The organism is Massilia atriviolacea (genome assembly GCF_003953935.1).
GTDB classification, from domain to species: Bacteria; Pseudomonadota; Gammaproteobacteria; order Burkholderiales; family Burkholderiaceae_D; genus Telluria_A; species Telluria_A atriviolacea.
This window is the reverse complement of the sequence record NZ_RXLQ01000003.1, coordinates 490,219-511,367: the sequence shown is the minus strand read 5'-3', so window position 1 is coordinate 511,367 and position 21,149 is coordinate 490,219. Positions and strand designations below refer to the sequence as shown.

32 protein-coding genes are annotated in these 21,149 nt (G+C 61.3%); 8 read left to right on the top strand and 24 right to left on the bottom strand.

All coding sequences use genetic code 11. The annotated features are described in order from the left end of the window. Positions 1 to 7: 7 nt before the first annotated feature. The 24 genes from EJB06_RS07605 to EJB06_RS07505 all read right to left on the bottom strand — a co-directional run bounded on the left by EJB06_RS07605 (position 8) and on the right by EJB06_RS07505 (position 16,783). Entirely contained in the window at positions 8 to 1,882 is a 1,875-nt protein-coding gene (locus EJB06_RS07605; RefSeq protein ID WP_126073399.1) for a right-handed parallel beta-helix repeat-containing protein, read from the bottom strand. Continuing rightward, on the bottom strand, positions 1,882 to 2,076 hold the full coding sequence (locus EJB06_RS07600) for a hypothetical protein (protein ID WP_126073398.1): 195 nt from the start codon (positions 2,074 to 2,076) through the stop codon (positions 1,882 to 1,884). Before EJB06_RS07600 ends, EJB06_RS07605 begins: the two co-directional genes overlap by 1 nt. 49 nt (positions 2,077 to 2,125) lie before the next feature. Further along, a complete protein-coding gene (locus EJB06_RS07595) occupies positions 2,126 to 3,313 on the bottom strand; it encodes a P22 phage major capsid protein family protein (RefSeq protein ID WP_126073397.1) in 1,188 nt (395 codons plus the stop codon). Positions 3,314 to 3,379: 66 nt separating this feature from the next. Beyond that, positions 3,380 to 4,243 carry a hypothetical protein gene (locus tag EJB06_RS07590; protein ID WP_126073396.1) on the bottom strand — a complete coding sequence of 288 codons (864 nt, stop codon included), beginning with the start codon at positions 4,241 to 4,243 and terminating at the stop codon, positions 3,380 to 3,382. Between the two features lie 63 nt (positions 4,244 to 4,306). After that, positions 4,307 to 6,124, bottom strand: a complete 1,818-nt coding sequence (locus EJB06_RS07585; protein ID WP_126073395.1) for an SGNH/GDSL hydrolase family protein — start codon at positions 6,122 to 6,124, stop codon at positions 4,307 to 4,309. After that, complete coding sequence (locus EJB06_RS07580) at positions 6,121 to 8,250, bottom strand: portal protein (protein ID WP_164557858.1); 2,130 nt, start codon at positions 8,248 to 8,250, stop codon at positions 6,121 to 6,123. Before EJB06_RS07580 ends, EJB06_RS07585 begins: the two co-directional genes overlap by 4 nt. 8 nt (positions 8,251 to 8,258) lie before the next feature. Beyond that, positions 8,259 to 9,506: a PBSX family phage terminase large subunit gene (locus tag EJB06_RS07575; protein ID WP_126073393.1), complete on the bottom strand. Its 1,248-nt coding sequence runs from the start codon at positions 9,504 to 9,506 to the stop codon at positions 8,259 to 8,261. Beyond that, positions 9,499 to 9,792 carry a hypothetical protein gene (locus EJB06_RS07570; protein ID WP_126073392.1) on the bottom strand — a complete coding sequence of 98 codons (294 nt, stop codon included), beginning with the start codon at positions 9,790 to 9,792 and terminating at the stop codon, positions 9,499 to 9,501. Before EJB06_RS07570 ends, EJB06_RS07575 begins: the two co-directional genes overlap by 8 nt. An 84-nt stretch (positions 9,793 to 9,876) precedes the next feature. Then, a complete protein-coding gene (locus EJB06_RS07565; RefSeq protein WP_126073391.1) occupies positions 9,877 to 10,080 on the bottom strand; it encodes a hypothetical protein in 204 nt (67 codons plus the stop codon). Between the two features lie 14 nt (positions 10,081 to 10,094). Beyond that, a complete protein-coding gene (locus EJB06_RS31790; protein WP_164557857.1) occupies positions 10,095 to 10,253 on the bottom strand; it encodes a hypothetical protein in 159 nt (52 codons plus the stop codon). Further along, positions 10,250 to 10,378: a hypothetical protein gene (locus tag EJB06_RS32870; RefSeq protein ID WP_267876895.1), complete on the bottom strand. Its 129-nt coding sequence runs from the start codon at positions 10,376 to 10,378 to the stop codon at positions 10,250 to 10,252. Before EJB06_RS32870 ends, EJB06_RS31790 begins: the two co-directional genes overlap by 4 nt. A 417-nt stretch (positions 10,379 to 10,795) precedes the next feature. Further along, a complete protein-coding gene (locus EJB06_RS07560; protein WP_126073390.1) occupies positions 10,796 to 11,317 on the bottom strand; it encodes a hypothetical protein in 522 nt (173 codons plus the stop codon). A 1-nt stretch (position 11,318) separates the two neighbouring features. Then, positions 11,319 to 11,825 carry a hypothetical protein gene (locus tag EJB06_RS07555; protein ID WP_126073389.1) on the bottom strand — a complete coding sequence of 169 codons (507 nt, stop codon included), beginning with the start codon at positions 11,823 to 11,825 and terminating at the stop codon, positions 11,319 to 11,321. Further along, positions 11,822 to 11,956 (bottom strand): hypothetical protein, encoded by a 135-nt coding sequence (locus EJB06_RS32865; RefSeq protein WP_267876894.1) that lies wholly within the window; start codon positions 11,954 to 11,956, stop codon positions 11,822 to 11,824. Before EJB06_RS32865 ends, EJB06_RS07555 begins: the two co-directional genes overlap by 4 nt. A 60-nt stretch (positions 11,957 to 12,016) precedes the next feature. Next, the gene (locus EJB06_RS07550; protein WP_126073388.1) at positions 12,017 to 12,436 is read right to left on the bottom strand and encodes a Gp49 family protein; all 420 of its coding nucleotides are present in this window, start codon (positions 12,434 to 12,436) and stop codon (positions 12,017 to 12,019) included. A gap of 43 nt (positions 12,437 to 12,479) precedes the next feature. After that, entirely contained in the window at positions 12,480 to 13,076 is a 597-nt protein-coding gene (locus EJB06_RS07545) for a recombination protein NinG (RefSeq protein WP_126073387.1), read from the bottom strand. Next, positions 13,073 to 13,885 carry a hypothetical protein gene (locus tag EJB06_RS07540; protein WP_126073386.1) on the bottom strand — a complete coding sequence of 271 codons (813 nt, stop codon included), beginning with the start codon at positions 13,883 to 13,885 and terminating at the stop codon, positions 13,073 to 13,075. Before EJB06_RS07540 ends, EJB06_RS07545 begins: the two co-directional genes overlap by 4 nt. Positions 13,886 to 13,946: 61 nt before the next feature. Then, positions 13,947 to 14,321 carry a hypothetical protein gene (locus tag EJB06_RS07535; RefSeq protein ID WP_126073385.1) on the bottom strand — a complete coding sequence of 125 codons (375 nt, stop codon included), beginning with the start codon at positions 14,319 to 14,321 and terminating at the stop codon, positions 13,947 to 13,949. Position 14,322: 1 nt separating this feature from the next. Beyond that, positions 14,323 to 14,508: a hypothetical protein gene (locus tag EJB06_RS07530; RefSeq protein WP_126073384.1), complete on the bottom strand. Its 186-nt coding sequence runs from the start codon at positions 14,506 to 14,508 to the stop codon at positions 14,323 to 14,325. Next, on the bottom strand, positions 14,505 to 15,254 hold the full coding sequence (locus EJB06_RS07525; protein WP_126073383.1) for a replication protein P: 750 nt from the start codon (positions 15,252 to 15,254) through the stop codon (positions 14,505 to 14,507). The genes EJB06_RS07530 and EJB06_RS07525 overlap by 4 nt, the downstream gene beginning before the upstream one ends. Next, positions 15,251 to 16,015, bottom strand: a complete 765-nt coding sequence (locus tag EJB06_RS07520; RefSeq protein WP_126073382.1) for a hypothetical protein — start codon at positions 16,013 to 16,015, stop codon at positions 15,251 to 15,253. Before EJB06_RS07520 ends, EJB06_RS07525 begins: the two co-directional genes overlap by 4 nt. Next, complete coding sequence (locus EJB06_RS07515; RefSeq protein WP_126073381.1) at positions 16,015 to 16,230, bottom strand: hypothetical protein; 216 nt, start codon at positions 16,228 to 16,230, stop codon at positions 16,015 to 16,017. The genes EJB06_RS07520 and EJB06_RS07515 overlap by 1 nt, the downstream gene beginning before the upstream one ends. Next, on the bottom strand, positions 16,223 to 16,420 hold the full coding sequence (locus tag EJB06_RS07510) for a hypothetical protein (RefSeq protein ID WP_126073380.1): 198 nt from the start codon (positions 16,418 to 16,420) through the stop codon (positions 16,223 to 16,225). The genes EJB06_RS07515 and EJB06_RS07510 overlap by 8 nt, the downstream gene beginning before the upstream one ends. A gap of 114 nt (positions 16,421 to 16,534) precedes the next feature. Continuing rightward, on the bottom strand, positions 16,535 to 16,783 hold the full coding sequence (locus EJB06_RS07505) for a hypothetical protein (RefSeq protein ID WP_126073379.1): 249 nt from the start codon (positions 16,781 to 16,783) through the stop codon (positions 16,535 to 16,537). 377 nt (positions 16,784 to 17,160) lie between these two features. On the opposite strand from EJB06_RS07505, the gene EJB06_RS07495 reads away from it, so the two are divergent. The 8 genes from EJB06_RS07495 to EJB06_RS07465 all read left to right on the top strand — a co-directional run bounded on the left by EJB06_RS07495 (position 17,161) and on the right by EJB06_RS07465 (position 21,051). Continuing rightward, positions 17,161 to 17,628, top strand: coding sequence for a helix-turn-helix domain-containing protein (locus EJB06_RS07495; RefSeq protein WP_126073377.1), 468 nt, complete (start codon positions 17,161 to 17,163; stop codon positions 17,626 to 17,628). 315 nt (positions 17,629 to 17,943) lie between these two features. Beyond that, the gene (locus EJB06_RS07490) at positions 17,944 to 18,378 is read left to right on the top strand and encodes a surface-adhesin E family protein (RefSeq protein ID WP_126073376.1); all 435 of its coding nucleotides are present in this window, start codon (positions 17,944 to 17,946) and stop codon (positions 18,376 to 18,378) included. 196 nt (positions 18,379 to 18,574) lie between these two features. Further along, a complete protein-coding gene (locus EJB06_RS07485) occupies positions 18,575 to 18,898 on the top strand; it encodes a hypothetical protein (RefSeq protein WP_126073375.1) in 324 nt (107 codons plus the stop codon). An 85-nt stretch (positions 18,899 to 18,983) separates the two neighbouring features. Continuing rightward, positions 18,984 to 19,139, top strand: coding sequence for a hypothetical protein (locus EJB06_RS31785; protein ID WP_164557856.1), 156 nt, complete (start codon positions 18,984 to 18,986; stop codon positions 19,137 to 19,139). Between the two features lie 53 nt (positions 19,140 to 19,192). Next, on the top strand, positions 19,193 to 20,032 hold the full coding sequence (locus tag EJB06_RS07480) for a hypothetical protein (protein ID WP_126073374.1): 840 nt from the start codon (positions 19,193 to 19,195) through the stop codon (positions 20,030 to 20,032). Then, positions 20,029 to 20,316, top strand: coding sequence for a hypothetical protein (locus tag EJB06_RS07475; protein WP_126073373.1), 288 nt, complete (start codon positions 20,029 to 20,031; stop codon positions 20,314 to 20,316). The genes EJB06_RS07480 and EJB06_RS07475 overlap by 4 nt, the downstream gene beginning before the upstream one ends. Positions 20,317 to 20,401: 85 nt before the next feature. Further along, on the top strand, positions 20,402 to 20,722 hold the full coding sequence (locus tag EJB06_RS07470; RefSeq protein ID WP_126073372.1) for an XkdD/Y8K6 family phage-associated protein: 321 nt from the start codon (positions 20,402 to 20,404) through the stop codon (positions 20,720 to 20,722). Then, positions 20,719 to 21,051 (top strand): hypothetical protein, encoded by a 333-nt coding sequence (locus EJB06_RS07465; RefSeq protein WP_126073371.1) that lies wholly within the window; start codon positions 20,719 to 20,721, stop codon positions 21,049 to 21,051. Before EJB06_RS07470 ends, EJB06_RS07465 begins: the two co-directional genes overlap by 4 nt. Positions 21,052 to 21,149 lie beyond the last annotated feature (98 nt).

Below are 21,149 nucleotides of genomic sequence, written 5' to 3'. Positions count from 1 at the left end.
GCTGTCCTTAGTTGGTGCTGCGTGCGATTTCGACCCAAGAGCTGCCGTCGCAAATCAACGTGATCGTCTTCTTGAATGCGGTGACGTAGTTGCCCGCGATGTTCAGGTTGCCGCCGTCCGTGAAAGTCAACACGTCATCGAATTGCAGCGTCACCATGCGCTCGGGGAAGCTGGCCGTCATGCTGGTGATGCTCGTCGTACCGGTGATGTAGAAGTACGAGCCGCCCGGCGGCAAGATGAGTGCCGCAGCCGATGCGACGGTCCGCGATACACCGGTTTCGTTGTCGGTCACGCGGGTGGACACGTTCGGCTGTGCGATCTGGCCGGCCGTGTTGCCGCGCACCGTGTTCATGCCGATGATGTTGCGCGCCTCGGTGCCGGAAACGTTGACGCCCCAACCGGTGTTCCCGGAAAAATTGCCGCCCGTGATCGTGGAGTCGGTCACGTTGCCGAGCTCGATGCCATCGCCGGTGTTGGCGCGCGACGTGCAGCCGTTGAATGTCAGGAAGGAGCTGGCCACACCGTTCCGGAATCCATCGCCGCCATTGCCGCTTGCGGAATTGCTGCCGAACGAGAGGCCGATGCAGCCGTCGATAGCGAAGCCGTGCGCGGTGTTGTCGCACGACGAATTGCCGTTGACAGAGCCGGTGGTGCAGTTTTCGAACCAATAGCCGCTCACGCCGGCGCCGAACACCGAGTTATTGCCGACAGTGCAGCCTTTGCAGATGCCCGTATTCGCGGCCATGACGATGCCGTATTGGGTCGGGTCATAGACAGTATTGTCGGTAACCACCATGTACTGGCCGCCCATGTGAATGCTGTTGTTCAAGCCGCCTTTGCAGGAGTTGTTCGATACCGTGACCGACGTATTCGCGACGTTGTAGCCGGTGATGTTGTCCGCGTTCGGCGTGCCCTGGCCGTTGTCCCAGCAGGCATTGCCGCAGATCATGCCGTGCTTTGCGATGCCGATAATGCCCACGCCGTGCGTGCCGTTCAGCCAGCAGGAATTTTCGTTGAAGGCGAAATTGGTCACGGTATCGTTTGCCGTGATGCCGCCGGCCACGCACCCGGTCACGAAGTTGTTCATGGCCCGTACGCCGCTCAACGTGGCGCCGGCGAAATAGATGCCGGCCGCGCTGCAATTCTTGATGTAGCAGTCCAGCACGCGGATGCTCGATCCGCCGTCGATGGCGATGCCCATGCTGGCCGTGTTGGACGCCTTGGTGCCGTCGATACGCAGGCCGCGAATCTCCACGTTGTCGGCGTTTGTCGCCACGCGGAAAACGTGCTGGTTGACGCCGTTGCCAAGATAAATCTGTGCTTGATCGCCGAAAATGACGGCGTTGCTTGGCACGATCAGCTGGCGGTCGAACAGGTATTTCCGGCTCGCGGACGGCACGTACACCGGCATTCCGGTCGCCAGCGCCTTTTCGAACGCGTCGACCACGGAGATGGTGCCCAGGCCCGCCGCGACGTTGTTGCGCTGCGCCGTCGTCATGAAGTCCTGCGGCGTTACCGCGCCTTCCAGCAGCTTGGCCTGAAGAGTGGTTGCGACCGCGCCCGCGCCAGGATTGATGCAGCCGACCAGCCCGGGCCCGGAGGTCGAGGCCAGCGCCGATTCGGCAACCGGGTTCTTGATCGTCACGTCGCGAATCGACGTCGTGGTGGTATCCGTTTTTGACAACGTGATGTCTACGTCGCCATCGGCCACGTAGAACGCGAATTGGCCAAGCGCATCGGTTACCAAATTCGTGATCGGCGTGACACCGTTGTCCGAATAGATCGTGACAGGCAGCCCGGTTTCGTTCGACGTGACCGAAACCAGCGCGCCAGGGATGCCGTTACCGTAACGGTCCTGGTAGTTGTTCGCGTACCGCAGCATCAGGCCACCTTCTTGTTGTAGGCGCGTTTGGCCGGCGCGGCCGGCTCTTCGTCAGCTTCCGTCGCCTGCATGGCGGCGATGTCTTCTGCCCAATCGGCAAAGCCGCCCTCGCGCGCGGCAACCTCGCCGTCCTCGTCTGCGACAATTGTGCATTCCCCCTTGCGGTAGAGCGCTTTCGGGTATTCGATGTACATGCGTACTCCAGATGTGGAAGCGCCCCAGCCGAAGCCAGGGCGCTTGCGGTTAGTTCGACAGGATGCGAACGGCGGTCTGCGGGCGCAGGGTCTTGTAGCCGTACAGCACGTCCAGGCGGCATGGGAAGCTGCGGTCGCTGATCTGGAACGCGCGAACCATCGACATCGAGATACCGTCCATGACCTCGCGCGCGGCGAAGTCAACACCCTTCGGCTGCACCAGGTCGGCAGTGGCGAAGGTGAAGGCGTCCTTGTGGAACGCCAGCGATGGGCGGTAGATGCCCGAGGCGCCGCCGATCTTGACCACAGCGCCGCCGTTGGTTGGCGAGGCGGTCACGTTCTGGCGCCCGCCGCTGGTCACGATTGCCGGGGAAATCAGCAGAGTGCCGGCGCCGCCCGCGTAGTCCGCAGTAACGACGAACTGTTGCAGGGCGCCCGTATCGAGCTTGGTCTCCGGGTGCACGCGGTTGCAGCCGACGAATGTGACAACGTCGCCTTTCTTGAACGTCGCAGTACCCGTTTGCACCACAACGCCCGAGCCGGTCTGGCCGGCGCCGTTGACGGTGTAGCCGGTGGTGGCGGCAGCCGTGCCGGTCAGCTGCGACGGCATCAGCGTGTTTTCGAAGATGTCGCCAAAGCCGGCCGTCGTGCCAACCTTGCCTTCGCGGTACTGCTTCGAAATTTGCGTCGAGTCCTGGAACAGGCCTTTGACGCCATCGACGAAATCGAGGTTGTCTTGGGTGTTCACGATCAGCGTGCGCTTGTCGCCGGGGGTCAGGTTGTCAACCAGCACCTTGCGTGCGCCCAGGGCCTTGTTGAAGGTCAGCGGGTTGCCGACGTTGTTCACCACGTTGTACACGTCCAGCATCATGTTGAACGCGTCGGCTTCCACCTTGGCCGCGAGCACGGACATGGCCGGTTCGATAATGCGGTCGGTGAAGTCCTGGATATGCAGGGTCAGATCGAGCGACGAGAAGTTCAAGTCGACACCCTTGACGGTCGAAACTTGCAGGGTGGTGCTTTGCTCGACAACGTCCTGCGCCGCCATGGTCATGCCGTCACGAACCGTGTATTCGTTCGGCAGTCGGATTTTCAGGCTGTCACCGATCTTGGCGCCATCCTTGGCGAACGAGTCGTCGTACTGGCGGTTGATCGAGCCGATGAAGTTCAGCTTTTGGTGCAGGATCGCCAACGCGGCGCGGGTGACCTGAACAGGGGTGAGAATGCTATTTGCCATGAGTTTTATTGCTCCAGAAATGACAAAGCCCGCTCAAGTGGCGGGCTTCATTGGGTTTGCGAGGGGTTATCGGCGCTTGCTGCGGTCGGCATAGAACTGCTTGGCCCAGTCGTCGGCCGGCATCTTGTCCAGGTCCTTTGCCGCTGTGGCGCGCGAGGCGCTTACGCGGGTGACTGGTGCAGGCGGCGGGGTCGGCGTCTTGGGTTTGGCGGTCTGCTTCTTTTCCAGCTGGGTGTACAGTTCGGCCTGGTGGAGGATTTTCGCGAACTGCGGGTGCTTGAGGATCACGGATGCCAGCGCTTGGGCTGGGATGCCGCTATCGACTGCGAATTTCGCCACCTGGTTATCCCGCTCTGCGGTCCAATTGGGGATTTCACGCTGAAAGTAGGCACTCGCGTCCTGGACTTGCTTGGCAGTTGCCTGCTGCTCATTCAGTGCAAATTGTTGCTGCTTTTGCGTAATGACATTTACTGCTTGGTCGCGCGCCAGTTGCAGCGCGCGGTGCTCTTGCTGCCACTTCATCGCCTGCACCGGATCGTTGTCGATAGCGGCGTCCCAGTCGAGCTGGGCGAACTGGCTCAGGCGTTCATCGATGGACTGCACCTTCGCAATCTCACCGATGTACTGCTGCTGCTCGCGCGCCTGGCTTTCCACCTGGGCGGCGCGGGCTTCGATCTGCTTGCGGGTTTCTGCTACTTCCTGCGTCTTGCGCGTGTAGTCGGCCTGCATCAGGCGCTCGGCCTTCAGCGTTTCGGCCGCGCTTTTCGGCAGGGCGAACTTGCGGCCTCCAACCTCGACTTCCTCGTCGTCCTCTTCAGGCGTTTCGAGATCGGGGCTGTCAGCATCAAGCTCTTGCTGCGGCTCGTCGTGCTCCGCAGGCTCAACTACTTCTGCGGAATCCTGTGTGACAGGTTGTTCCAGGTCGTCCATGTATACTCCAAGAGTGCGCCGCCATGAGGCAGCAGGGAATGCCGCGCGTAGGCGGCAAGAGGGCTACAGGCGCAACAGGTTCGAAATGAACGCGGTTGCGGTGGTGGAAAGCGGGGATTCGATACAGGCTTCGTTTGGGTGGTAGCCGTCTGCTGCGTAGTTCAGCGCTGTTGCCCAACGCTCCGGGTTCGCACCATCGCCCAGACCGGGAAGCGGCATCCACTCGATGCCGTAGGCAGCGGCCAGCTTCGACAGTTCGATGTCTTGAGCCACTTTCAGGGCGTATTGCGGAGCGGTGAGCGTGTTCAGGGGCATGCGTGGGCACATCACCACCTTGCCGATGCCGTACTTCTTGGCGGTGCTGATCACGTCTTCCGCAAATCCGAAGGCATTGATGATCGTGCCATCCGTGTTCACACCGTCGTTCACGCTATCCATGCCGATTACCATGATCGATGGCGCCGGTGCGCCAGCAGCAAGCGCTGCTTTGGCCTGATTCCAGTACGTCAGCGAATTTTGTGACGACGCACCAAAGTTCGCATACACGATAGGCTTTTGCGGAGTCGAAAGATTCAGGCACGCGCGATACATCCACGAAGAAATTTTGTCCGTGACCAAGGCATCGTTCTGCATAGTCGAGTCGCCTACGCCCCAAATGCTGATGACCGGCACCGAGTACGACACGACCGGGTAGACGTCCAGCAGTTCGCCGGCCAGACCCATCAGCGTGTTTGGCGTGGCCACGGCATCGCTCAGTGCATAGGCCATTTGGTACGTGCGTCCGCGCAATGCTGTTGATGGCGTCCGGGCGACAGCCGACATGGTGTGGAACGGGAACGGGTAGACGGTGCCGTTGCAATGCAATCGGATCAGCAGCAACGGGCGGCCACTGCCATCCAGGCGCGGCACGCTCTTGATGTACGTTTTTTCCGACTGCGCATAGGTCTGATCCACATTCGGTCGCAGCACACCAACCATGTTGGCCGTGTAGCTGCCGACCACCGTTGCGGCCGCACCAGGATCAGCGCCCATGGTGTAGGTAAATGCCGTCGTGCTGGTGACAGTTACGGCGGCATTAGTCACGTTGTAGGCTGGCAGATCGACGTTGCGCACTGTGACTATGGCGCCAGTGATAAGCCCGTGCGGCAACTTGGTCGTCAGCGTTGCAGTGGTGGTCGAATTGGTCAGGCTTGCAACCTCGCGGCCAGGCCAGATAACCGGCTGGAAGCCGTTCGCTGTGCCTGCCGGCGCAAGCTGCGCATACGAGACGCCATTAATCACCGGCGTGGTGAGGTTCTGACTCACCGTCAGGCCATACGACGTGTCGATGGCATTGGAACCGGTCACGCCGATGAGCGCCTTCTGCGCGTCGAGCGAGTTGGCGGCCGAACGGTTGATCCGCAACAGGCGAACCGCATAGAACGGCGCTTCCATTTCCATTTTCATGCTGGACGTGAAATTGCTCGGCGACTGGTTGACGCCAGGGTGCAGCACGCCGCCAGTGCCGCTGACGCCCCATATGCGCGACAAGGCCTCGTTGCGCGTGATCGTGGTCGCCCATGGGTCGGCGCTTGACCAGTCGGCGCGATATGCAGCGAGGCTGGCGGTGGAAGGATGGGAGTCGATATCCAGCGCAACAGCGCCGCCGGTGGCAGTCACGCGAATAAACACGTTGTCGCCCAGCAGGTCGCTGGCAGAGGCGCCGACGGTGCCCTTGCTCCAGATCGCCCACTTGGCCACGCCATTGGCGACGGCGGCGGCGTCAGCGGTCGTGTACTCGACAACAGCCGATGCGCCCGAGTCAGGCGATACGGCCACAATCGAGCCACGGCCGGCGGCTACCGGCTGCGAAATGGTCGCGGCAGGAATGGAAATGGTCATTGCTGGAATCCTTCAGGTGTAAAAAAACCGCCATCGGGCGGTTGCGGTTGTTCGGGCTGCATCATTTCCTGCGGCGGGGGCGGTTGCTGCGGCTGCTCCAACATCGGCTGCTGCATGGGCATTTGCTGCGGCGGGCCGGCGTTCGGCGTGATGTCGGGCGAGCCGAGCATCTGCTGCAGCGTTTGCATCACCAGCGCCTGGATTTGCTCAGGCCCCATGGCCGTGCCAACCACCTTGAGGCGATTCGTGTCGGCGTTGAACGCGTCGATCCTGAGCTTGTCGGCCTCGATCTGCTTGTCGCGCTCGGCGTCGGCCAGTTGCTGCTGCATCTGCTGCATGACCTGCTGGAGCTGCTGCATCTGTTGCTGCGCCTGCTCCAGCGCGGGGTTCTTCCCTTGGGCTTGCGGTGGCAACATCAGCTTGAGGCGGTCGGCAATCTCGTCCGCGCCCGGCCAATCCAGGTTCTTCGCCAGCAGGTCGCCGATCAGGCTACCCGCAGCCGGCACAGCGCGCATGAACTCGGTCATTTGCGCCGCTGCTTCCTCGCGCTTCGTGGTGTAGCTCGGCCCGGACTCGCACGTCACGTCGTACTTGCCGGCGGTCAGGTCGTAGATGCGCTGGATGCCCACGTTCTGCTCTTGCTGCGCCTTCTGCTCTTCCGGCGTCGGCGCGGTCGGCTGGTTCACCGCCACGTTCTGGTTGCTGCCGTCCTCACGAATGGTGCGGATGATGCGTGCGCTGCTGTACACCTTCGGGATCAGGTCCGAGATGATGCGGCCGGCGTGGCGAATCGCGCGCGACAGGTTGTCCGTGAAGTTGAACGTGCTGACGTCGCCCTCGCGCTGCCGGGCCAGGATCGCGCGGCCGGACGACTCGTTCGACCTGGCGCCCAGCGAGGCATCGAACAGGCCCATGATTGCCTTCATGTCCTCGCCTGCGTTCATCGCCTCCTGGAGCGCGCCAGCGGGCGGGCCGTCGAAGAACTGGCGCTGCGGTGGACCGCCGCCGGCAACAGAGTCGTATTCCAGGTACGGATGCGACACGGTATTCGCCGTCTGCCAGTTCGGGTCCGTGTTGAAGCTGCCAACCGGGCCGATGAACGGCGCTTTCGGCGCCAGGGCCACCAGCTCAGTGCTGATCGTGCGCCAGTAGTTGTTCATGCGCTGCGCATCCTTGGCGAAGTGGATCATCGACAGCAGGTAGCGCTTGCCGTTGATGACCACCTCGTCGCCGTAGACCGGCACGATGGGGATGTACTTGCCGGCCCACTCGTTAGTCTCGATGATCTCGGCGCCGCTCATGATGTGCTGCGTGACCTTCATCGTCTTCGTTGGGCGCTGCTCCACGACGGTGATGCCAGCCACCTCGAACAGCTCGACGGCCTTGTCGTACTCGTCCTGGTGCATGCAGGCGCCATTGCTCAGCTTGAGCAGCGTGGCCGGCACCTCGCGGCGGGTCCACCACTCGGCAACGCGCACTTCCTTGCCATCCCACCAGCCCGGCGCGACGTCCTTGCCATCACCTTCGAAGTTGGAAGTCTCGGCCTTGGGCCACTTCGCCTTGAACGCCTCCAGCGAGTAGCTGTCCTCCACGAACGCGTTGTCCCAATTCGCGGAATCGGCGTCCATGCAGTAGGCATCGGGGATGATCGACAGGCTGTTTGCCACGCGCTCGATGCGGATGTCCTGGTCGAACACGTCGTCGCCGGCGTACTCGGTCGTGATGCGGAAATACCCGAACCCGCCCGATACCGCGTTGTCAATCGCCGTGTCGTAGGCCACGTCGGCGTTGCTGCTGTACTCGATGTTGCGCGTCAAGCCGTCGAGCACCTTGGCGGTCCACTCGTCGGCGCCGTCGCCCACCGCATGAAACTTGATGCTCGGCTTGTTCTGGCGCGCGTCGTTCGTCACCTGGCGGATGAAGGCCGGCATGCGGTTGTTGGTCAGGCAAGGCCGCCCATCCTGCTCGCGCTGCCGGCGCACCTCTTCGGGCCACTGCTCGCCCAGGCGGGCAAAGCGGATGTCATCCTCGTAGGTCTGACGGTTCTCGCTCTCGCGTTCCACGGCGATTTTGTAGATTTCCAGCCCTTCGGCGTGCAAATCCTTCTTCTCGGTCTTGTCGGTCATATGTCGGGCTATCCCATCCATCCGCCGCCATTGTTGGCGACAGCCTTTCGTTTCGGTGGCGGCACGCGCATAGACACAGCGGCGTAGCGGAATGCGTCAGCGCCGTGCGACGCCCAATCGTGCAGCGGGTTCTTGCTGTACTGCTGCGTCTCGGGATCGACCTCGTAGCGGTAGTTGCGCAGGCATTGCAGCCCATCGGCGCAGGCCTCGGCGTCGAAGTAGCACGAGCCGAAGAACGCGCGCGCTGCGGCGATGCCGTCGGCAATGCTGGTCTTCGGGGTGATCTGCACCTTGTAGCCGGCGGCCCGGACCTGCTGCGCAATCGTGCGCTCGCTGGCCAGCAGCTCGTTCTCGGCGTCGTGTGGCAGCCAGACCTCGCCGTACACGTAGGGCTTCGTCTGCAACTGCTTGAGGTAGTGCGCGAGCGCGTGCCCCTGGTTCTCGTAGTAGTCGATCATCCGGTACTCGAACCCAACCTGCTGGGCGAACCAGATGGCCGTCTTGTCGGCCCGACCCAAGTCCCAGAACGTCAGCACGGGCTTGCTGGCGTCGTACGGCACGCGCATGAAGCGGTCGCCAAGCAGCGCGGCCTTGACCTCGTTGGCGTACACCGCGCCGTCTAGGGTCTGCTTGCAATGGCCTTCCCACACGGTCAGGTAGGCCGATTCGTCTCGCTCTTTCAAGTCGTCTTTCTCCTGGCGCAGCACGTCGGGGAACCATGGGTTATCGGACCAGTTCACCTTGACCACGATGCTGTCGGTCGGAGGCTTGAGCACGAAGCGCTGGTAAGTCTCGTCCGCCTCAAGCGAGGGGTTGAAGCTGATCCAGATTTCGCTTCCAGGCTTTCGGATCGTCGGCACCAGCGTTTCCCACGATGACTTACCGACCGTCTGCGCTTCCTCGACCCAGGCCACGTCCGTGCCCTCAATCGATTTGATGTTGCCGATGTTGTGCCGCAGGCCGTGGAAGGTGAACTCGGTGCCGTTGCTGCCCTTGATGATGCCTTCCTGCACCTGATAGAAGTCTTGCAGGCCCATCGCCTTGATCTGGTCGGCCAGCAGCTTGTGCACCGAATCGCTCATCGACCTCTGGAACTCGCGTGCGCACAGCACCCGGAGCGGCTTCGATGCGCCGATGATCAGCAGCGCGCGGGCAATGCCCCATGACTTGGCGCCACCGCGCCCGCCGTACAGCGTCTTGTAGCGGCTGGGCTTGAACAGGCATTCCAGCTTCTCGGGGAACTCGATGTTATGCATTTGGCTTGATGAAGGTCACACCGATGTTGCGCACCAGGTGCTCGCCATCCTCGCCGGCGCCGGTCAGTTGTAGCGGCAGAAGCTTCGGGTACACCGTGGTCCAGAACGCGCGCTCGTTGAGGGGGTCTTCCTGCGCCCAGGCGACGAGCCGTGCTGCGCCGCCTAGCTGGGCAGCGGCAAGCGCGATTGCCTCCTTGGCGGTCTGTGTGGTCTTGTTGGGGATGCCTTTGCGCGAACCGCCCTTGGGCTGCGGGCGCTTTCCGGCACTTTTCGGCACTTTGTCCATACGATTCACATAAAAAAATGCCCCGCTCAGCTTTCACTGGCGGGGCGAAGGTCGTCGCTTGGTAGCGAGACAGGGGAGACTGCTTTAGCCCACGAACGATGGCGTTGCGTGAGAGCCGAAGGTCGGCACGAACTGGTTGGCGCGGAGCGGCGGGATCGAGTTGACGTCGATCAGGATGGCGCCCCGGCCCTTGGTATTTGCCGCAACTGCTGCGCGCCCATCTGCCATGCTGCGGCCTGAATATTCGTACGCTTGCAGCTTCCCGTCACATTTGCGGTAAATCTTCATATTGGCTCCTTGGGCTATTCGGGCACCTCCGGCACCGGCCCGTTATTGGGCAGGAGCCACCAGCCAAGCTGACGCTTGATTTCCTCAAGGTCGGGCGGCGGGCTTTCTGCGTGCGTGCGTTGTTCGAGATACTCGCGCGTGAGGCGCTTGTCTGGCTTCGTGGTCTGCGTCATGGCAGCCGCCAGTCGGTGAGCGCCCATGCAGCGCGGAAGGCTGCGCGCGGAGGGTAGATGCGGCGCCATGCGGCATAGCTGCGCTCCAGTCGAGCCAGAAACGAGTTGTGGCTGAGAAAGATCATGGCGTGCCTCACGATGCGGATGGGCAATGCAAAAAGCCCGCGACCTTTGCAGGGGCGGGCTTTCGTCTGGATGTGCGGAGGGCTCCCACCAGGGAACCCACTGCGTTTAATCTTGTCGAACTGAATCAGTTGCGTGGTGGAATTGTATGCTTTTCTTGCGCGATGTCAATGACATTTGGAAATTTATTTTATGCTGGCGCATTAACTTTCCAGCCTCCGCACAATGCCGCTGCTGCCTTCTCGTTGAATGTTAGGGGCACTCTTTTCGCTGGCTCGATGCCATAATTCGGGTTTTTGACCCACCCCAGCCACTCTATGTAAAGCATGTACCCGTTTCCGGTTCCGCCTGGGCTATCGTAGACAGCTCCATACTTTTCTGATGTGCTGATTTGCCTCATATCCGCCCCCTGTTTGCGGTTATTTTACGTCAAGCCAGCAATTATCAAGACCAGATCGCCGGATAACAGAGGCCAGATCAAGGGCGGAAGGCCCATCAATAGCTGCGGATATGCATGCTGTGCGCACTTGTTCGGCCACAGCCATATCCCGCGCCGCCCGCTTTTCCTTGCCGAGCTGACTGGCGATTTCCTGCACCTCGGCCATGCGAACGACCTGCTGGGCGTCGATGGCGTGGCGCAGCGCGGCATTGGCGATGGCCCGATGAGTGTGCAACATATTTGGCTTGAGCTGGAAAGCCATCATGGGGTCTGCCCCGGCTATTTCATCGTAAATTTCATTGTCGCTCATCCGCGTCACCGGGTATTCCACCTCCGGCGCGATGGGCTTGATGCGGTATTCGGTGGCGTCCCAAGCAGGGACGGAACCGTCGGCAGGTACACACCAATCCGTCCAGCCTCCAGGCCCGAGACGTTGACGACATTCAATCTCGACTCCATCAGCCCATGCTTTGATAATTTCTGCGTGTTTGCGTGCTGCCATGTTATTTCACTCCTTGGTTATTTGCCAATACTTCGATAGCCGCTTTCGCAGCGAAGACGCGCGCCACAAACTCCGTGGGCGGTCGAATGGATATGCCGATCACCTTGCAGATCATCTCGGGGCGCCATTGCTCGATGTAGCAGTAACGCAACAGGTCGCGGCTGGCCTTGTCGAGATGGATCATGGCGCGGGCGATGCGCAGGGCGTCGTTGTCGTCGATGGGGTGGCGCGATGCTGGGCGCGCTTCACCGATGGTCGCCGGATCGTGCTCGCGCATGGCGTCGCAGATGATGCCGGTGATCGAGGACTCCCCGCGTGCGCCCCGGCCGCCTGTGCACCAGCGCGACCAGTTCTCAAGACGCAAGCCGATTTCGCGGGCGGCGTACTCGGGCGCGGGCTCGTCCTGCGTTTGGCACAGGACGAAATCATCGGCCAGCACATACCCGGCATCCGGCACCGGGTCGGCCTTGCCGCGCCATGCGAGCGTGATCTTCGGCCTGGCGCTCACAGGCGCTCCTCGTCGAACTCGCGGTCCATGAGCTGCTCAATGAAGCCGCTTGCCATGCAGGCCAGCGTGACGATGACGCCAGCGGCGATGCCGAGGCCGATGACGAGGAAAATGGCGATGATGGTCAGCATGATGCGGTCTCCTTGAGGTGCCGCGCATATCCGGTGCGCGGCCGGCCGGTTACACGGCTGTTACTGCTGCCTGAAGTTGGCGTCAAATTTGTCGGCGATGCTCAGGCGCTGCTTGAGCAAGTAGCCTTCCAGCAGCCAGATTTTTTGCTCGGCGTTCTGGCGCGCGATCTTGCGGCCGATTTCCGCGTCGAAGTTCTCCGGGCTGGCGCACGCGCTTTCGCCGGTCACCGTAAATCCGTTTTGCAGAACGAGCACGCAGAAGGTCAGCAGTGACAGCGGGCCTTCGATGCACTCAACTGCTACGCTCTTTGTCGGCAGGGCTCCGCCGGCGTCGATCTTTTGCGCGACTGCGCCAATGAAGCCCTCGGCCGCAGTGAAGTAGTGCACCTGCGCGATTGCCGCTTGAATGTTCGCCGGCGTGATGCGCGGTGCGGTCTTGCCCTTGGCTTGGATTTCCTGCTCGATTGCGTGGTCGGTCATATGTGCTTTCGTTGTGCCGCCCGGATCGCGGGGCGGCTGCGCGTTACTTCGCTTGCTGCAACTGCTTGAGCTTGCCTCGGTAAATCAACTTGATCCGCGTGGCGTCTTCGATGGTGTAGCGCGCTGGCGCGTGCTCGGTTTCCAGCAGCTCGACGCGCAGCGCCCCGATCTTCTGGATGAGCCGGATGCGGTATTCGACGATGTTCCCGGCGAGGTGGTTATTGCAGGGTGCGCACTGCTTGTGCACGTTGGTTTCGTCAAACCGCAGCGCCGGCTGCGCGCCCACGGAGCGGAAGTGACCTGCATGCCATTGGCCGTCGTGGTGCCGGCCGCACGAGATGCACGGCTCGTCCCGGTCCCGCTCGCGGATGAAGGCGTTGAACGCGGCCTGCGCATCCTTGAGGTGGTCTTGCCGCGACTTAAGCGCCTGCTTGCGCGCGCGGTCGGACTTGCGCTCGGCTACCTGGCGGGCGGTCACTGCCAGCGCGGCCGCACATTCCGGCGAGCAAGCCTTGTGCGTCATCGACCGGGGCGGAAACAGGGCGCGGCAGGCGCTGACGGCGCACTTGCGCTGCCTCGGCCCCTTCGCCGGCTTGGGCTCCCTGACTGGCTTCGGGTGCGGGGTGAAGGTGGCGGTCATACGGTGCACTCGCATGGCAGCAGATCGGGCGTCGAGGCGATTTTGATGAACTTGCGCGCATCGGCCCAAAACTTCTGGTGCGAGATATGCTCGGTCTGCGGCACGCCAGCGCATTTCATAATCGCGAACTTCGCCTCCATGTCCTCCAGGTAGACCGGCCCGCTGTCGTCATGGTGAATCGCGTAGCCAATCTCCTCCTCGGCCCACTTAGCCTTGAGCCAGATATCTGGGCGCGTGCAATACACGATGTACCAGTGCTGCCATCCGGCCTTGAGGCACCCGATACAGTTGGCGTGCTTGAATTGCGAGTACCCGAGCGGCGGCTCGATGTCGATTTCCTTGGTCGAGAGGATTGTTCGATCACCGAACGCCAGCGGATAGGCTGTGGCGTAACCCTGGGCGCCCAGGATGCCAGTGCGGCGCTGGATACGGTCGCGCTCGTTCGCGTCGAAACCGTAGTAAATCACCACGTCCTTGCCCGGGAATGATTTGCTGAGCCACGACATGAACGGTTCGGTCTTGAGCCGCGCAGTGCACAACTCGGACCCGGACCCCACCTTAAACGCCTGGGACTCGACCGACACGTCGAATTGATCCAGGCTTGCGCCCTTGTAATTGACAAAGGTGATCGGCAGACCCAGATACTCGGCAACCTGGCGCTTGAAGCGCTTCACGTCAGCGTCCTCAACGGTCACGTGCATATCGTGGTTCACGAGCATGACGTTGTCGCGTCCATGCTTGCGGGTAGTTTCAATCGCGACCAGGGCCGAGCTGTGCCCGCCGGAATAGCAAACGATGTGCGTGGTCACGACAGCACCTCCTCATCCAGCACGAGCTGGCGCGGGTCGGCCTCGACGTAGATGGTCACCCTCATGACATCGGCCCGAACGCTGGCGCCGACTTCGGGTCGTACTCGACCCACGTCATCACCGGCGCGCCCTGCTTGATGACCGGGCCGCCGTTTTTATCGACCTTCGGTCCGCGCGACATGATCACGCAATCCTTGACCTCGTCTTTCCCGGCTGCGATCCAGTCCATGCAAAACTGCGGCGCGTCCAGCTCTGGCGAAATCTTGCCGCGCTTGGTCGTTTCTGCGAACAACCTCTCGGCCAGCTCATCGCGCGCGGCGCCGAACTCCGAAATCGTCAGGCTCTTCGATGTGCCTTTGCCTGTTGTTGGCTGCTTCTTCGTTGCCGTGATCTTGCATACCGACCGGCTGATTCCATAAACGCAAAATGCTCCCATGTCATTCTCCTTTTTGTGAAATAGCCGGATACACGCGGTACTCGGCGCCCGGCGTGCGCTCGATCAGATGCAGCGCGGTTTCTGCCCACTCGCGCAAGCTGTACGGATCGGTGATGGCGAACCATCCGATGGTCGGGCCGTCGAAGCGCTCGACTGCGTAGCCGAGGTGGTTGGTGGCGAGTCTCATGCTGTAGCTCCCATCGCCGTCTTGGCGAAGCTGATTTGCAGGCTCGACAGCGCCTTGTCGCCGCGCTCCAGGCGGTCGAGGATGCGCTTCGCCCATGCCTTCGAGTCGTCGCCGCGCCCCTTGATGATTCCGCTCGCGCCCAGGTCAGCCAGCATCTTCGTGGCGTGCGCCTTGGCAGCCGGCGATACGTCAGGCATCGGCAGCAGCACACGCGCCGGGGGAATTGGCGCCCACTCGCCGCGTTCCATCTGCGACTTGAGCAGCGCGGCCCAGCGGTCTTTCACGACGGCGTAGGTCTGGCCCATCAGGTCCATGCGCAGCAGGCTTGCCGCCCAGTAGATCGCCGGGTGCGACCACGTGCCCATCTCTCCCTTGCCGCGCGCTTCCAAGCCGGCCAGCGCTTCGTGGTAGGCGATCAACGGATCGGCACCAGGGCGGCATGCTTGGATGAACTCGGCACAGCTCGGCGGCCAGGTGAAGCGCTTGCGGCACTCGCGCAGCCCGATCTTCACGTCGGCCGGCGTGATGCGCTCCTCTTCGAACGCCTCGACCCAGCTTTCGGCCCAGTTGTCGATGGCCTGCTGATTGGCGAAGTTCGAACGCCACTTGTGCGGATAGGCGCCGTCCAGGCGGTTGAACAGGTGGTCGATGAAGGCGATCCCCAGCGATGCGGCCGGCTCGAACCACTGCGAATACGGGCGGGTCGATGACGATGCAGGCAGGTCTAAAACGGTCAGTGGAGTCATGGCGGTATCCGGTTGCGGTTCACGTAGGCAATGGGGTCAAACTTCGGCGTGGCGCCGGGCGGTGGGCCTTGCGCTACGCCGCGCCGCTCGTTGCGGACCCAGTTGCGCCAGGTCGCGTTCCAGTCGGCTTTCTGGCCCTTCGTGCCCGGCATGGCATGCCAGTAATCGCGGAACCGGTCTGCAACCTCGGTGAGTCGGAGGTCTGGACGTTCGGCTTTGCAGAACTCGGTATCGCCATCGGTCGGAAGCCAGTCAGCAGGCAACCGCGTAGCGGGTGCTGTGGCCTTGCGCTTTGCGGGTGCGGGTGTTGCCTCTACTGGAATCAGAGAATCAGGTATCAGTAAAGAGGGAATCAGAGAATCAGGCGATCTTGGCGATGACACGCCATCATCAAGGTCATGCCTAGGCACTGCCTTGGCTGTGCTTGGCACCGTTTCGACTGGTGCAGGTATGGTGCTTGCCTGTTCCCGGACGTGTGGAGTCTGGTGCTCGCTGAACTTGAGCACTTGGATATACCGCTGGCCGTCCACCTCGTAGCGCAGGATGAAGCCGTAGCGGGCCAGCTCATCGAGAAGCTGGTCAACGTCGGCGTTGTCGAACGGCAGCAGTTCGGCCTTGATGCGCTTCGGGCGATCTTCCATACGGCCGTCACGGTCAGCCAGCATCCACAAGCCAGGGAACACGAAGCGCGCCCAGATCGAGCACTCGGCCAAATCCTCGTTCTTGTAGAGGCCGGGTTTGATGTTGCGCGCGCGGGCCATCAGCAACCTGCCTGACGCGCATCAATACGCTCGGCGCCGGCTGGGGCATGATGGGGTTCTGCCGCTTCGGCCAAACCCAATGCATAGCCACGGTTCCAGTCGGCCATTGCGGCAGACCCGTGGTTCATGTGGTGGGCGTCAGGCGCATCGCCACGAAGAGCGGCGTTGTAGCCCTTCCGCTCGATGCGGGCGCGGAGAATGATGGGTTCATCCATGCTTGCCCCCTGGGTTCTTACTCAGGTCGCGAACCGTTTCCAGGGTGGCGAGGATGGCTTTGGCACAGGCGATCTTGCGGGTGGCCTGCTCCGGGGTGATGTGGCCGATGGCGACAGCGCGCGGAAGCGCCTTGTCCTCTTTGTACTTGACGTCGCCCTGTTGAAACTCGATCAGGTCGTAGATATTCACAATTCACCTCCGGCCGGCTGGCTGCGGGTGTATTTGCTCGTCTGCTTGGTCATTGTGTTGCTCCTTCGTTATTGGCTTGCGTTGTGCGCTGGCTCGTTTCGTAATCGAAAACCCTTAAACCTGCCTCCGGACCATCGGACGTGCGATGGATGCGCGGCTGGCTGGGCGTCCGGCACCCCGGCAATGTCGGGATTCCTTCGGCGGCGCTGGCGGCGTACCATGCGTGCGCGCTTCGGCGTGAAGCAGGCTGCGGAAGAACGGGCTTGCGCCCAGGCCGCCGCGAAGGCCATCGAGCGTGCTGCGCTCGGCGCCGTTCAAGAGGATTTCGATACAGATGTTGCGAGCGTTCGGGTTGCTTTTCATGGGATGGTTCCTTGTGGTGATCAGTGGGGACTTCGGGGATGCTTCTGTTGCAATGGATCAGGGTGGCGGCGCGGGGGTGCGCTGCCGTTTGCGTTTCGCCGGGGCTTCCCCGAACACGTCCGGGCGGACGGCTCGCAGATACTTGAGCTGGGTGCGGGGGATTCCGTTGTGAAGCCATTGCGAAACCGCCCCAGGCGTCACCTCGCACAGCGCGGCTGTTTTGGCGTTCCCGCCGAGAAGTTCGATTACTTTTCCCGGCTCAACTAGATGTTTTGACATGGCTTACCTTCGGCGTTGGATGAAACTGCATCCAGTATAGAACGCTAAACCGCAGCGAGTCAAGCACTCTAAACCAAACTTTGTTTAGAATTCTTAACATGAAACTACTGTCCGAAAGATTGGCCTTTATCTACAAGGAAACCCCTGAATTGGAGGGGGAGCGCGGCCAGACCGGGCTTATCAAGGCATCGGGCGCGTCAAAAAGTGTCGTGAACCAGTGGCTCAACGACAAGATCAAGTCAATAGATATCCGATACGCCCTGAACATCGAGCGCGAGCTGGGCTTCTCGCATATTTGGCTGATGACAGGCGACGGCGATCCGCATGAACCGCCGGCGGCGTTTTTGAAGGGCAACCGCCCATGGCACTCGGCGGCACGGGCGGAGGCAGCCGAGGAGGCTCGGATCACATTGGATGAGGCGCTGACCGCGAAGTGTGGGACAGCGGAAGAGCAGCAGTTATTGACCGCCTACAGGCTTACGGATGAGGAGGGGCGTATTGCGTTCCGAGCCACGATGAAGAATGTTCTCATCCGCACCGAGGTGACCCGGAATAAGGCGCAGTAAAGGCCGCCCCTTGAGCGGAACAGGCTGCGCAGATTCGGCGGCCATCGACCGACCTATGCCAAGCCACAGCTCGCGCAGACTCGGATTTAGGGCATTGTGCACTGCAAGAAATTCGTTTTCGGCTTTCATCTTTTCCCTGTGCCAGATCAACAAAATGGTGCGCTTGGACAGGTCAAGATTACGCCGAAAGTTCCCGACCCGCAACGCATATTCTTACCTTTGTGTAACTAAAAGTTGCCCGTAGTTCACAGAAAGTAACACCTGTGTTTATTGTTTAAGGCGCTACGGCACGCCAGGATGCCGAATAGGTTAAATATGAAAATAGCTATTACAATAACGCTGTTGTTTTGCTTGCCCGGCATCGCGCAGAGCGCAGACTGGCTTGCTGTGACGGGCGGCGAAAGCAGCACAGTGAGTGTCGATATTCACTCAATCTCGCAGGTGGGGAAATACTGGAAAGCTTGGGTGAAGACCGATCTTGATGCGCCACAGGAAACTCAAAATTTCCCCGTCAAGAAGTACGTTTCAACAAAATATCTTGAGTACGTTGATTGCCGAAGTAAAACTGGGGTGGTCGTGCAATTTCTGGCATACGATTCAGGTGGGGACGTTGTTGAGCAAAGTCATGCTGAATTTAACCCAAAAAATCTACGTGAAATGGTCCCGGACACTATCGGCGAGCATGTAGCCGGCTTTATTTGCGGAGTGGCGGAGCGGCGGACGTCAGGCGTAAAAAAGAAGGGCAAATAGCTTCGCCCATGTTGACGCCGGTCATTGCTCGCTGCTCACGATACCCCCACCCAACAACGCCCCGCTAGCCGGGGCTTTTTTTCGTCCCGCGATTCGAGGATGAAATTATTTCGCAAAAATAGTTTAGAACTCTTGACTGTAGCTGTTTAGAGTTCTATACTCACTCCATCGAATCAGCAACCAGATGGAGCCGCAAATGAACGCACCGATCTACAGCAGCAATCTCACCTCGCAGCTTCCTGGCGTCCTGCTGCTGGCGGGCTGGCAGCAGACGGACACCCTCCAGCTGGACCTGTATGGCTCCCGCCCGACCGCTGACGACGGCCACATTGTCGAGGCGATCACCGCCCACGGATGCACCGCCAACATCATCGAACTGTTCACCGGCACCCAGCTGGAAAAGATGGGCGAATACCTCGACTTCGAGCACGACATGTGCCCAGTCGGCAAGAGCATTGCAGCCCGCGCCAAGCACGAAGCCATGCAGGGTCCGTGGGAAAAGAATCGCGGCCTGAACTGACCCATCCCGCCCCGCCGATCCATCGCCACCCTTGAGGTGGCATCGGCAGTACAGCGCCGCCTGGCGCACTTACTGAAAGCAGATCATGGACACGAAACAAGAAGCTGAAAGCGAGCATGTAAAGATTGAGCTGCTCATGGCGGCCCTTAAGCAGATTGAACGCCTTGCACGGGAAGGATCGCGCGACGGCCATTTGATCCGCGACGCAATTCAAGAAATTGCCGCCAAGGCTATTGCCTAACACAACCCCGCGCTGCCTTCGGGCGGCGCCCCACCACCTCACAGGGGATTACGATGAACGAACAGAAATTGCAGAGCGGCTGGAAGCTGGTGCCGGTCGAGCCGACCGACGACATGCTGGCCGCAAAGCCAAAGAGCGCCGGCGTGCAGGGCCAGTCAGTGCAAAGCATGCAGCGCAATGCAGACATCGCTAAATACCGCGCCATGCTCGCCGCCGCGCCATCCGCCCCGAGCTGGTCCTCGTGCACCGCGCCCGGCCCTGACGGCTACCAGCGCACGGTGCAGGTGCCGGGCATGCCGGGGGCGGCAAGGGATGCGGCGCTGGAGGAAATTGCAGTGCTTATGGATGGCAAAGACGATGGGGTATGGGCGAATACTTGCGGGCCGCTTATCCTTGCCCGCAAGTCTATCGCCGCGCCCGCCCCGGTGCAGCAGGCAGCATGCGGCCTATCTGCTGCGGAAGTGCATCACGCCGAGCGCATCAACGTTATGCACCATAACGTTGTTGGCGTGTTCGCAGCGATCAAGGCAGAGCACAGCGCCCCGGTGCAGCAGGCAGCGCCGAGCGATTACACCGACGGATTGCGCACGGGCCTGATGCAGGGCGCAACTATCGCCCGGCAGTTGTTCGTGCAGCATTGCCATCATCACGGTGTGGAAGGGTTGCTGAAACGCTGTGAAGAAGCGGAGCAAAAATTGATCGAGGCAGCACGCACCGCCGCGCCGGCCCAGCCGGCCATTCCGGCGCAGCAAAAAAGCATCGACACGCCAGAGTTTCGCAAGCTGTTACGCCAGATCGGCAACTGGCACAGCGGATACACGACAGACGAAATCATTGCCAAGGTCATCCAGCACGTCGACGCCGCCATTCTCGCAGCCAAGGAAGCGCCATGAGCCTCGACCAAATCTTCGACGCGCTCGGACGCGCAGACTCGGCCATGCAAAAGCAGGTCCGCATCAACGAATTAACAAACGATATATCCAAGATCGGACGGCGTTGCGGCGACTGCGATAAATGGATGAAGTCCAGTGGATGCCCCGCCGAGCGAAACGTCAAGGGCCGCAATGTCGGGCCGTCCTGCGAAAGCATCATCTGCAAATCGTTCGCCGAAGCCGGTAGTGCGACCCGGCGGCGCGCAGATCTGACCGAGCGGCTGCAAGGGGAGCAAGCATCGTGAGCCGCTACCTCGACCGCCACCCCGGCGCGTGCATGTGTGCTGCTGCCGCGCTGTACCTGATCGTGCTGATGCTGGACGGTGCGCCATGAGCGCGCATACACCGGGGCCGTGGGTACTGGAGCCAAATGCTCGTGGCGGAATAAATATCCGCTGCTCGTGGGGCGTGATTGGCTGCGCCTTCTCTGGAGTCAGCTTTGCTCCGGGCGAGCCCAATCAAGTCATTGAGCAGCGCGCCAACGCCCACCTGATCGCCGCCGCGCCGGACCTGCTGGAGGCGTTGCGCGAATTGGCGAACGACATTGCCGAACGCTTCGACATGGAAAGCTCAAGCACGAATCCGGGCATGAAGAACGCAGTAGCCGAGGCTCGCGCGGCCATCGCCAAAGCAACCGGAGGTAAGTCATGAGCGCGCGCACCGACCGGGAGCTGCTGGAACTGGCTGCGAAGGCTGCGCAGATCGCACTGTGGCCGCACGGCGACGCGTGGCGAGATATGGCCATCGGGACAGGGTTGCTGCTGGCAAATGGCGGGTGGATATGGAATCCGCTTTTGCACGACGGCGATTCGTTGCGACTTGCTGTGGCGCGCAGCCTGACCCTTTATATCAACCACGACGACATCGACGTGGTGGACAACGAAACGTGCTTCACCGAAACGTGGGCCGAGCACAACGGCGACAAGGGCGCGGCAACCCGGCGCGCTATCACCCGCGCCGCAGCAGGAGATGCGCCGTGATCCGCGACTTCTTCCGCGCCACCGTGATCGTCCTTGGCCTGCTGCTGGTCATGGCCGAAGCCGACGAGCGCGGGCAAATCGAACAACAACTGGAGTAT

Bases quoted from the DNA above. Each gene is read 5' to 3' on its own strand.
- EJB06_RS07605 (WP_126073399.1), bottom strand. From the start codon at position 1,882: ATGCTGCGGTACGCGAACAACTACCAGGACCGTTACGGTAACGGCATC.
- EJB06_RS07600 (WP_126073398.1), bottom strand. From the start codon at position 2,076: ATGTACATCGAATACCCGAAAGCGCTCTACCGCAAGGGGGAATGCACA.
- EJB06_RS07595 (WP_126073397.1), bottom strand. From the start codon at position 3,313: ATGGCAAATAGCATTCTCACCCCTGTTCAGGTCACCCGCGCCGCGTTG.
- EJB06_RS07590 (WP_126073396.1), bottom strand. From the start codon at position 4,243: ATGGACGACCTGGAACAACCTGTCACACAGGATTCCGCAGAAGTAGTT.
- EJB06_RS07585 (WP_126073395.1), bottom strand. From the start codon at position 6,124: ATGACCATTTCCATTCCTGCCGCGACCATTTCGCAGCCGGTAGCCGCC.
- EJB06_RS07580 (WP_164557858.1), bottom strand. From the start codon at position 8,250: ATGACCGACAAGACCGAGAAGAAGGATTTGCACGCCGAAGGGCTGGAA.
- EJB06_RS07575 (WP_126073393.1), bottom strand. From the start codon at position 9,506: ATGCATAACATCGAGTTCCCCGAGAAGCTGGAATGCCTGTTCAAGCCC.
- EJB06_RS07570 (WP_126073392.1), bottom strand. From the start codon at position 9,792: ATGGACAAAGTGCCGAAAAGTGCCGGAAAGCGCCCGCAGCCCAAGGGC.
- EJB06_RS07565 (WP_126073391.1), bottom strand. From the start codon at position 10,080: ATGAAGATTTACCGCAAATGTGACGGGAAGCTGCAAGCGTACGAATAT.
- EJB06_RS31790 (WP_164557857.1), bottom strand. From the start codon at position 10,253: ATGACGCAGACCACGAAGCCAGACAAGCGCCTCACGCGCGAGTATCTC.
- EJB06_RS32870 (WP_267876895.1), bottom strand. From the start codon at position 10,378: ATGATCTTTCTCAGCCACAACTCGTTTCTGGCTCGACTGGAGCGCAGC.
- EJB06_RS07560 (WP_126073390.1), bottom strand. From the start codon at position 11,317: ATGGCAGCACGCAAACACGCAGAAATTATCAAAGCATGGGCTGATGGA.
- EJB06_RS32865 (WP_267876894.1), bottom strand. From the start codon at position 11,956: ATGCTGACCATCATCGCCATTTTCCTCGTCATCGGCCTCGGCATCGCC.
- EJB06_RS07550 (WP_126073388.1), bottom strand. From the start codon at position 12,436: ATGACCGACCACGCAATCGAGCAGGAAATCCAAGCCAAGGGCAAGACC.
- EJB06_RS07545 (WP_126073387.1), bottom strand. From the start codon at position 13,076: ATGACCGCCACCTTCACCCCGCACCCGAAGCCAGTCAGGGAGCCCAAG.
- EJB06_RS07535 (WP_126073385.1), bottom strand. From the start codon at position 14,321: ATGGGAGCATTTTGCGTTTATGGAATCAGCCGGTCGGTATGCAAGATC.
- EJB06_RS07530 (WP_126073384.1), bottom strand. From the start codon at position 14,508: ATGAGACTCGCCACCAACCACCTCGGCTACGCAGTCGAGCGCTTCGAC.
- EJB06_RS07525 (WP_126073383.1), bottom strand. From the start codon at position 15,254: ATGACTCCACTGACCGTTTTAGACCTGCCTGCATCGTCATCGACCCGC.
- EJB06_RS07520 (WP_126073382.1), bottom strand. From the start codon at position 16,015: ATGGCCCGCGCGCGCAACATCAAACCCGGCCTCTACAAGAACGAGGAT.
- EJB06_RS07515 (WP_126073381.1), bottom strand. From the start codon at position 16,230: ATGGATGAACCCATCATTCTCCGCGCCCGCATCGAGCGGAAGGGCTAC.
- EJB06_RS07505 (WP_126073379.1), bottom strand. From the start codon at position 16,783: ATGAAAAGCAACCCGAACGCTCGCAACATCTGTATCGAAATCCTCTTG.
- EJB06_RS07495 (WP_126073377.1), top strand. From the start codon at position 17,161: ATGAAACTACTGTCCGAAAGATTGGCCTTTATCTACAAGGAAACCCCT.
- EJB06_RS07490 (WP_126073376.1), top strand. From the start codon at position 17,944: ATGAAAATAGCTATTACAATAACGCTGTTGTTTTGCTTGCCCGGCATC.
- EJB06_RS07485 (WP_126073375.1), top strand. From the start codon at position 18,575: ATGAACGCACCGATCTACAGCAGCAATCTCACCTCGCAGCTTCCTGGC.
- EJB06_RS31785 (WP_164557856.1), top strand. From the start codon at position 18,984: ATGGACACGAAACAAGAAGCTGAAAGCGAGCATGTAAAGATTGAGCTG.
- EJB06_RS07480 (WP_126073374.1), top strand. From the start codon at position 19,193: ATGAACGAACAGAAATTGCAGAGCGGCTGGAAGCTGGTGCCGGTCGAG.
- EJB06_RS07475 (WP_126073373.1), top strand. From the start codon at position 20,029: ATGAGCCTCGACCAAATCTTCGACGCGCTCGGACGCGCAGACTCGGCC.
- EJB06_RS07470 (WP_126073372.1), top strand. From the start codon at position 20,402: ATGAGCGCGCATACACCGGGGCCGTGGGTACTGGAGCCAAATGCTCGT.
- EJB06_RS07465 (WP_126073371.1), top strand. From the start codon at position 20,719: ATGAGCGCGCGCACCGACCGGGAGCTGCTGGAACTGGCTGCGAAGGCT.